Annotated in this window: 9 protein-coding genes; 3 read left to right on the forward strand and 6 right to left on the reverse strand. The window is 74.6% G+C overall.

The window, feature by feature from the left end; translation table 11 throughout:
- The first annotated feature begins 36 nt into the window (after positions 1-36).
- Positions 37-840 carry a thioesterase family protein gene (locus ACFC1F_RS05430; RefSeq protein ID WP_376155877.1) on the forward strand — a complete coding sequence of 268 codons (804 nt, stop codon included), beginning with the start codon at positions 37-39 and terminating at the stop codon, positions 838-840.
- Positions 841-979: 139 nt separating this feature from the next.
- Here the strand turns inward: ACFC1F_RS05430 and ACFC1F_RS05435 are convergent, their stop codons facing one another.
- Positions 980-1,771, reverse strand: coding sequence for a maleylpyruvate isomerase family mycothiol-dependent enzyme (locus ACFC1F_RS05435; protein WP_376155879.1), 792 nt, complete (start codon positions 1,769-1,771; stop codon positions 980-982).
- A gap of 377 nt (positions 1,772-2,148) precedes the next feature.
- Entirely contained in the window at positions 2,149-2,763 is a 615-nt protein-coding gene (locus tag ACFC1F_RS05440) for a TetR/AcrR family transcriptional regulator (protein ID WP_376155881.1), read from the reverse strand.
- A gap of 109 nt (positions 2,764-2,872) precedes the next feature.
- On the opposite strand from ACFC1F_RS05440, the gene ACFC1F_RS05445 reads away from it, so the two are divergent.
- Both ACFC1F_RS05445 and ACFC1F_RS05450 read left to right on the forward strand, forming a co-directional pair.
- Positions 2,873-4,561, forward strand: a complete 1,689-nt coding sequence (locus tag ACFC1F_RS05445; protein ID WP_376155883.1) for an MFS transporter — start codon at positions 2,873-2,875, stop codon at positions 4,559-4,561.
- A 407-nt stretch (positions 4,562-4,968) separates the two neighbouring features.
- A complete protein-coding gene (locus tag ACFC1F_RS05450; protein WP_376155885.1) occupies positions 4,969-5,916 on the forward strand; it encodes a hypothetical protein in 948 nt (315 codons plus the stop codon).
- A 120-nt stretch (positions 5,917-6,036) separates the two neighbouring features.
- On the opposite strand, the gene ACFC1F_RS05455 is transcribed toward ACFC1F_RS05450, so the two are convergent.
- Genes ACFC1F_RS05455 through ACFC1F_RS05470 form a run of 4 tightly spaced genes read right to left on the reverse strand, consistent with a single transcriptional unit; the run spans position 6,037 to position 8,506 of the window.
- Positions 6,037-6,237 (reverse strand): hypothetical protein, encoded by a 201-nt coding sequence (locus ACFC1F_RS05455; protein ID WP_209413875.1) that lies wholly within the window; start codon positions 6,235-6,237, stop codon positions 6,037-6,039.
- An 8-nt stretch (positions 6,238-6,245) separates the two neighbouring features.
- Entirely contained in the window at positions 6,246-6,989 is a 744-nt protein-coding gene (locus ACFC1F_RS05460) for an SRPBCC domain-containing protein (protein ID WP_376155887.1), read from the reverse strand.
- 30 nt (positions 6,990-7,019) lie between these two features.
- Positions 7,020-8,270: a cytochrome P450 gene (locus tag ACFC1F_RS05465; RefSeq protein ID WP_376155889.1), complete on the reverse strand. Its 1,251-nt coding sequence runs from the start codon at positions 8,268-8,270 to the stop codon at positions 7,020-7,022.
- An 11-nt stretch (positions 8,271-8,281) separates the two neighbouring features.
- Positions 8,282-8,506 (reverse strand): MbtH family protein, encoded by a 225-nt coding sequence (locus ACFC1F_RS05470; protein WP_209413878.1) that lies wholly within the window; start codon positions 8,504-8,506, stop codon positions 8,282-8,284.

The following is an 8,506-nucleotide window of genomic DNA, read 5'->3' on the forward strand; positions in this document are numbered from 1 at the left end:
CCCGCGCCCTGCGATCCCCCCGAGGAGAACCGTCCCGTGACCACCGGCACCGTCGCGCCCGACAGCTACTACCAGCGGACGGACGAGCACCGCTACAAGCCCACGGCCCACGCGGGGGGCGCCTGGAACACCGACGAACAGCACTTCAGCCCGCTGGCGGGCCTCGTCGCCCACGCGATCGACCGCTTCCGCGCCGCGCGCGCGGACGACGGGCTGGCACTGGCGCGGATCAGCTACGACATCCTCGGGCCGATCGCCCTCGACGAGTGCGAGATCAGGGTGGAGAGCGTGCGGCCGGGCCGCACCATCGAACTGCTGGAGGCCGTCGTCCTCATCGCCGACCGCGCGGTGGTCCGGGCCCGGGCCTGGCTGCTCGCCGTGGCCGACACCGGCGCGGTCGCCGACAGCCCCCACGAGCGGGTCGCCCCTCCCGAGGCCGTCGCCCCGTGGAACATGGGCGAGCAGTGGGACGGCGGCTACGTCTCCTCCATCGAGGTGCGACGGAGTGCGGCCCGGCCGGGCCGCTCCCTCGCCTGGATCTCCAGCCGGATGTCCCTGGTCGCCGGCGAGCCGAGCAGCCCGCTCGCGTCCTACCTCGCCCTGGTGGACACCGCCAACGGCATAGCCGTGCAGCAGCAGCCCACCGCGTGGATGTTCCCCAACCTCGACCTGACCGTCCACCTCCACCGGCAGCCCCGGGGCCCGTGGACCGGCCTGGACACCACGGTCAGCTTCGGACCGGCCGGCCACGGCCGCACCAGCTCCGTCCTGCACGACCTCGACGGCCCGGTGGGCCACGCCGAGCAGATCCTGACCGTCCGGCCGCTGCCCGGCGCCTGAGCCCGGCTTTCCGCCTGACGCGCCCTCATGTCCGCTCGCGCGGGCCTGAGGGCGCTGCCGGTGTTGCGGCGGGCCGGGCGGACACGGGCCGTCGTGCCCACCCCGGCCCGGGGCGCCGCAGCCGGCGCCCCGTGACGTCCTACTCCTCCGGCTCCCAGTCGCGGAGCAGGTCGTTCAGCCCGGCGTCGCCGTCGATCCGCAGGGAGTCCGCCGGGACGCGGTTGTAGAGGAAGAGCACCAGCTCACCAGCCGTGGCGTGGAGGGAAATGCCGGGTGCGTCCAGGCCCTCGCCACCGCCGGCGGCGGGCAGACGGACCGTCCGGGCGCCGTCGCCGTCGACCGTGAGGCGCCAGGAGCGCCCCTCGGCGGCGTGGAAGTCGAAGGCGGTGGGCTTGTGCGGCCAGGCGCTGAGCGTCGCGACACAGGTGAACAGGAACTCCTCGACACCGTCGACGGCCACCTCGGCCGGCAGCGGCTGCGGGGCGCCCGCGGCGAGCTGGGCGTCGTAGGTGTGCACCGCGCTCTCCTGGACCCGGTGCCGGGCGACACCGCCGGAGGTCCGCGGCGTCTGCAGGTCACTCCACCACGCCCAGCAGCCGGCGTCCGGGCCCGCCTCCCGCAGCACGCCCAGCAGCAACTGCGTCGACTCCTCCAGCCAGGCCACCAGGGCCTCGCGCTCCCGCGGCGGGGTCAGGGCGGCCCGCTCGGCGGCGGCCTCGGCCGGCGGGGCGTCGGCGGGGCCCGCACCGACGATGGCGGCCCAGAAGCGGTCGCCACCGCCCAGGTGCTGCGCCAGATCGAACAGCGTCCACTCGGGGCAGGTCGGCACCGGCGCGTCGAGGTCGGGCGCGGAGGCGACCGCGGCCCGGAAAGCGGTCGACCGTTCGTCGATCAGCCGCAGGAGGTCGGAGAAGTTGAGAGTGTTCTGCACCCCGGATGTCTATCACCCTGCTCAGACCGCGGGAAAGCGGTTTTCCCCCGGCCGCCGCGGCGGCGGCGCGACCCGGGCCGCTCGGGCCGCCGGGGGCGGACTGCGGCCCGCCGTAGGCCCGCTGTCACGGCGTCAGCCGCGCCACAGTGCCAGGCGCGTGCCCGCGCGGTGGGAGACGACCGTGACGCCGTCCCCGTCCGGGCGGACCAGGTGGGCGCGGCCGGCGCCCCGGTTTCCGCCCGGGCGCGGCCGGCGGCACGAAGGCGCGTCGGACGGATCGTCGGACGGATCGTCGGACGGGACGCCGCCCAGGACGCCGGCCGGCTCGTCGGCCGTGCCCCGCTGCCTCCCGGACGGCGGTTCGCGTCCGGTGAAGGTCACAGGCCGCGGGCGATGGTGGCGAGGACGGTGTCGACGGCGCGCCGGACCTCGTCGGGGGGCAGGTCGTGCAGGGGGCCGTCGGTGAGGAGGTGGGCGAGTCCGTGGACGGCGGACCAGGCGCCGTACTCCGCGCCGGGGCGCCGCTCGGGCGGCAGGGCGCCGGTGTCGACGAGTTCGTCGAGGCGGGCGGAGAGCAGCAGGTACGGGTCGGTCCCGGGTTCGGGGCGCACCCCGGAGTGGTGGCCGGGGTCGGGGGTGGCGCCGCAGAAGGCGGTACGGAACCAGCCGTGTTCGGTGAGGGCGAAGTCGATGTAGGCGCGGCCGACGGCTTCGAGTCTCGCCCAGGCGAGGGGCTCGGGGTCGGCGGGGGCGACGTCGGCGGTGCGCTGGATCATGAGCCTGCCGAGTCGGTCCATGCAGCGGGCGGCCACGGCGGCGAGGAGGTCCTCGTGGCTGGCGAAGTGGCGGTAGGCGGCGTTGTGGGAGACGCCGGCCTCGCGCCCGGCGGCGCGCAGGACCACCGCGTCGGGTCCGCCCCCGCGGGCGAGGGCGACGCCGGCGGTGACCAGGGCCTCGCGGAGATTGCCGTGGTGATATGTCCGATTCTCCAAGGTTCCACCCCGTTTCAGACCATGTGTTGACAGTGTCCACTTTGGATGGAAACGTGTCAATCAGCGCATGTTACCGCTGTCAACATTCCTGGCGAATGGAGTGTGTGCCATGACCGCCCTCTCCCCCCACCGACGCCTTCTCGTCCTGGCCACGGTCTGTCTGGCCGCGTTCGCGATCAATCTGGACACGACGATCGTCAACGTCGCACTGCCCGAACTGAGCAAGCAGCTGGACGCCACCACCCGTGACCTGCAGTGGGTCGTCGACGGCTACAACCTGGCCTTCGCCGCGCTGGTCCTGACGGCGGGCTCGCTCGGCGACCGGTTCGGCCGCCGGCCCGCCCTGCTGTTCGGGCTCGCCGGCTTCGCCGCCACCAGCGCGCTGGGCAGCGCGGTCGGATCGCCCGGCGCGCTGGTGGCGGTGCGCTTCGCGATGGGAGCGTGCGCGGCGGCCATCTTCCCGACCACCCTCTCGATCATCAGCAACACCTTCCCCGAGCGCCGCTCCCGCGCGAAGGCGATCGGGGTGTGGGGCGCCGTGACGGGCCTGGGCGTCGCGGTGGGCCCGGTGGCCGGCGGCCTGCTGCTGGCGCACTTCGGCTGGCCCTCGGTCTTCCTGGCCCTCGTTCCGGTGACCCTGATCGCCCTGGTGGCGGCCTGGGCCTGGGTGCCGGAGTCGAGCAGCCCGGCCTCGGCGCGCCTGGACCTGCACGGGCTGGTCAGCTCCTCGGCGGCCGTCGGCGTCCTGGTCTACACGATCATCGAGGCCCCCAACCGCGGCTGGGGCGCCCCGGCCACCGTGGCGGGCTTCGCCGCAGCCGTCGCGCTCACCGCGGCGTTCGTCCTCGTCGAGCGGGGCCGGTCCCATCCGATGATCGACCTGACGCTCTTCCGCACGCCGGCGTTCTCGGCCGCCAGCGGGTCGGTGACCCTCGCCTTCTTCGCCCTCTTCGGCTTCATCTTCCTGGTGACCCAGTACTTCCAGTTCATCCGCGGCTACGGCGCGCTCTCCACGGGTGTGCGCATCCTGCCGGTCGCGGTGACCATCGCACTCGGCTCGCTCGGCGGTGTCGCCCTGGCGACCAGAATCGGCACGCGCGCCGTGGTCACCGCCGGGCTCGTGCTGCTCGGCACCTCGTTCGCGTGGATCGCGGCCTCGTCCGCCTTCACCCCGTACCCGCAGGTCGTCTGCCAGATGGTGCTGCTGGGCCTCGGCCTCGGGCTCACCACCGCCCCGGCCACCGAGTCGATCCTGAGCGTGCTGCCGCCGGCCAAGGCCGGTGTCGGCTCGGCGGTCAACGACGCCACCCGTGAGGCGGGCGGCACGCTCGGCGTCGCCGTCCTGGGCTCCGTCTTCACCTCCCTCTACGCGGCCCGGCTCGCCACCAGCTCCTTCGCAGGCCTGCCGCGGCGCACGGCCGACGCCGCCGAGGGCTCGGTCGCCTCCGCGCTCGGCACCGCGACGACCCTCGGGCGCGGCGACCTGCTGGCCGCCGTCCAGACCTCGTTCATGGACGCCTTCCACCTCGCCTGCCTGGTCGGCGCGGGCGTCTGCCTGCTCGGCGCGGTCGGTGCCCGCCTCGCACTGCCCTCCCGCGTGCCGGCGACGGCCCCCGCCCCGGTCGCCGGCCGGCCGGCCGGCGAGACCCGTCCGGCCGCACCGCTCCCGGCCCGGACGGCAGCGTCGGGCTCCGCCCAGGCCCGGCCGGCTTCGGCCCGCACCGCTCCGCCCGAGGGCGACCCGGACCGCGCCGCGCCGCACTCCGCACCCGGCGCGGACCGCGGGACCGCACGCTGACCTCGGGACCGTGCTCCGACCGCGGCCCGACACCACCCGCCCGGGGGCCCTCGGCGCCGGGCCCGGTACCGGACACGACTCGACCCCGCCGACGCGGACCCGGCGGGGTCGAGCATGTCCGGTGCCCGGCCGGGACACCGCCTGCGGGAGGCCGGAAGGGCCCCGGCCCCGGGCCGGGCTGGGCTGGGCTGGGCCGGGCTGGGCTGCCGGGTTTCGGTTATCGGGCCGCTCGGCGCGGGTCTCCCGTGTGGTGGGGGCGGATTCCTCCCGGCGTTCACGGTGTCGCCGGACGGGCGCCCCCGCCCGGCACGGTCCGCGGAGCGAGAGGGGAGGACGACCGGTCCGGCCGCGCGTATCCGATCGTCCACGCGCCCTCTCCGGCGTGCTCCCACGGGAAAGACCTGTCGATGTCCGTTGATCCTCGTTCGCTCTCCCGCCGCTGGGCCCTGGCGTCCTGCGTACCGCTGCTGCTGGTCGCCGGGCTCGTCGCGTGCGCCTTCTCCGCGCGCGGCGGGCTCGACGCACATGACGGCATGCCCGGCATGCCCGGCATGGACCACGGCGCGATGGCCGCACCACCCGTCGCGGCGGCCGGCCCGACGGCCCCGGACACGGCGGGCACGCCCGGCACGGGACCGGCGGCCGACGGCCTGGCCGCCGAACGGGACGGCTACCGCCTGGACGCCGCGACCGCCGAGCTGCCCGCCGGGCGCGCGGCGGCCTACCCGTTCACCATCACCGGACCGGACGGCCGCCCGGTCACCGACTTCGCCGTGCACCAGACCAGGAAGCTGCACTTCTACGCGATCCGCGCCGATCTCACCGGCTTCCAGCACCTGCACCCGGTGATGGCCGCCGACGGCACCTGGACCGCGGACCTGACCGCCCTCGCCCCGGGGACCTGGCGGATGTACGCCTCGTTCGTGCCGGGGAACAACGCCCGCAGGGGCAGCGAGATCGTGCTCAGCCGCGTCGTGCAGGTGCCCGGCGAGGCCTCCGCCCCGGTGCCGCTGCCCGCTCCGGCCGGCAGCACCACCGTCGACGGCTACACCGTCGCCCTCCGGAGCGAGCCGAAGGCCGGCGCCCTCCTGCTCACCGCCACCGTCACCCAGGACGGCCGGCCGGTCACCGACCTCCAGCCGTACCTGGACAGCTTCGCCCACCTGACCGCCTTCCACGAGGGCGACCAGGCCCTGGCCCACGTGCACCCGACGGGAGGGACCGACGGCGACCACGGCGGGCCGGAGCTGACCCTCTACGCGATGCTCGGCTCGGCCGGGAACTGGAGGGTCTTCCTGCAGTTCCAGACGGCCGGGCGGCTGCACACCGCGGAGCTCACCCTGCACGTCACCTGACGCCCCACGACGGCCGCGGTCGGCCGCGGCCGGGTACGGCGGGGTACGGCCGGGTACGGCACGAGGCCGGTGCCGTCCGGGAACCTCCGGACGGCACCGGCCTCGCGGGGACGCGTGGGTCTACCAGCGGCTGCGCGACGGTGCGGAGCCGAGCTTGGCGCTGAGCGCGAGGAGGAAGGTCGGGAGCTTGTCCACCATGGCCTTGGGGACCGGGGTGGTCTGGACGGTGTCCCGCCTCACGTCCTGGACGACGAGGGTGTAGCTGCCGTTCTCCTCGACGAGTTCGGCGGCGTAGAGCAGCGTTTCCACAGAGGTTTCCATCGAGGGTCCTAGGCTTGGGTGTCGTTGAGCCAGGCGTTCCACGCCTTGGTGGCCCGTTGCTCGTCGGCGTCCTCCGCGAACAGGTGGTGGCCCAGCCAGACCGGCCAGTTCCAGGTGCTGCCGTTGAAGAACCGGTAGAGCGCGTCCGGGCCGCGCAGGCCGATGAAGTCGGCGTCGAGCCAGTCGACGACCACCTCCTCCGGGCCGCCGTCCGGACCGGGGACGTGGAGCGTGAACCGATCGCCGACGGCCGCGTCGTCCGGGACGCCGAGGCGTCGGAGCAGGGCGGCGAAGTCGGCGGGGTCGGCGGTGGTTTCGGGGCGCTGGGCCTTGACGTAGACGGCGGGGCGGCCGGCGAAGTGCCGCAGGTACTCGGCCAGGCCGTGCTGGTAGAAGTCGACGTGCTTCTCGGCCGCGTCCGCCTTGACGTCCCAGGTCTCGTCCCAGACGCCCTCGTGGACCCAGTGGATTCCCATCCGCAGGTGGCTCGTCGCGCCGTCCACCGGGTCGATCAGGTAGGTGAGCGTGTTGGAGAACCCGTTGTCCATGGCCACCCGGATGGCGAAGTGTTGCGGCGGCTCCCACACCTTCACCGTGCCGTCACCGCGGGAGACCCTGCCGCCGACGTGCGGCTCGATCTCCATGGTGTACAGCCAGCCGAGGTTTCCGGCGCCGGTGGCGACCGCGTGCCAGACCTGCTCGGGGGTGGCGGGCAGGTCCTGCTCCCGGCGCACCTCGAACTCTCGGGCCATGGTCAGTTCTCCTTCGTCGTCGTTCAGTCGTCAGTAGGTGAGCGGGAGGGCGCAGAGCCGCCGCTGCAGCGGGTTGGGCCGCCAGTCGAGCGCCGCCCCGTCGGCCAGCCGCAGGTCCGGGAGCCGGCGGACCAGCGTGCCGAGGGCCACCTCGGCCTGGAGCTTGGCCAGCGGGCCGCCGAGGCAGAAGTGCGGGCCGTTGCCGAAGCTCAGGTGCCGGTTACCGGGGCGGGACAGGTCGAGCCGGTCGGGGTCCTCGAAGCGCTCGGGGTCGCGGTTGGTCGCGGCGAGGAAGAGGTAGACCAGTTCGCCCTCGCGCAGCGTCCGCCCACCGATCCCGACGTCCTCGGCGACGACCCGGACGATCGCCTGGGTCGGCGTGTCGTAGCGGGCCAGTTCCTCGACGGCGGTACGGATCAGCGCCGGGTCCGCGCGCAGCCGGGCCAGCTGGTCGGGGTGGCGCAGCAGGGCGAGCATGCCGTTGCCGACCAGGTGGGTGGTGGTCTCGTCGCCCGCGGTGATGAGGACGAAGCAGGTCGAGAGCAGCTCCGCGTCGGTGAGCCGGTCGTCCTGCGCCTGGGTCGCGACCAGGGCGCTGATCAGGTCCTCGCCCGGGTCGGCCCGGCGGCGCCGGACGAGCCGGGCGAGGTACTCCTCGTACTGGTCGATCGCCGCCTCGGTCTTGCCGATGTCCTCGGTCAGCCGTCCGAAGCGGCGGAACCAGGCCTTGACCTGGGGCCGGTCCTCGGGCGGGATGCCGAACAGCTCGCAGACGACGGAGAGCGGCAGGGGGGAGGCGACCGCCTCGACCAGGTCCATGGCCGGACCGGCCGCGACCGCCTCGTCGACCAGCCGGTCGACGATCCGCTGGATGCCGTCGCGCAGGGCCTCGACGCGCCGGGCGGTGAACGCCCGGTTGGCCAGCTTGCGCAGGCGGGCGTGGTCCGGCGGGTCGGTGTTGGTCATCACCCGGCCGAGCCGGTCGGTGAGCCGGCTGAGGGCCTTGAGGTTGCCGCCCTGCGCGCCGAAGGCGCTGGTCATCCGGTCGCGGTCGTTGGACAGCCGCAGGTCGCCCAGGGCCGCCTCGACGTCGGCGTACCGGGTGAGGTACCAGATGCCCTGGGCGCTGCGGTGGACCGGGCTCTCGCGCCGCATGCGGGCGTAGAACGGGTACGGGTCCCGGCGGGCCTCGGGCGTGAGCAGCGCCGCGGCGAGGTCGTCGGACGGCCCGGCGGGGCCCGCCGCGAGGCGGGCCTCCTCCGTGGTTTCGGTCAGGTTCACTGCGGGCCGCGCTACCGCTGGGCGTCCGCGGCGCCCATGGCGTCGACGAGGCTCTGGGGCCGCATGTCGGTCCAGGACCGCTCGACGTACTCCAGGCAGGCGGCGTGGGTGTCGGGGCCGTGGACGGTGGTCCAGCCCTCGGGGACGTCCGCGAACTGCGGCCAGAGCGAGTGCTGGTTCTCCGGGTTGACGAGCACGAGGAAGGTGCCGTCCTGGTCGTCGAAGGGGTTGGTCAT

The sequence above is a fragment of the Kitasatospora sp. NPDC056181 genome (assembly GCF_042266225.1).
Taxonomy (GTDB): domain Bacteria; phylum Actinomycetota; class Actinomycetes; order Streptomycetales; family Streptomycetaceae; genus Kitasatospora.

Bases quoted from the DNA above. Each gene is read 5' to 3' on its own strand.
- ACFC1F_RS05445 (WP_376155883.1), top strand. From the start codon at position 2,873: ATGACCGCCCTCTCCCCCCACCGACGCCTTCTCGTCCTGGCCACGGTC.
- ACFC1F_RS05450 (WP_376155885.1), top strand. From the start codon at position 4,969: ATGTCCGTTGATCCTCGTTCGCTCTCCCGCCGCTGGGCCCTGGCGTCC.
- ACFC1F_RS05455 (WP_209413875.1), bottom strand. From the start codon at position 6,237: ATGGAAACCTCTGTGGAAACGCTGCTCTACGCCGCCGAACTCGTCGAG.
- ACFC1F_RS05460 (WP_376155887.1), bottom strand. From the start codon at position 6,989: ATGGCCCGAGAGTTCGAGGTGCGCCGGGAGCAGGACCTGCCCGCCACC.
- ACFC1F_RS05470 (WP_209413878.1), bottom strand. From the start codon at position 8,506: ATGACCAACCCCTTCGACGACCAGGACGGCACCTTCCTCGTGCTCGTC.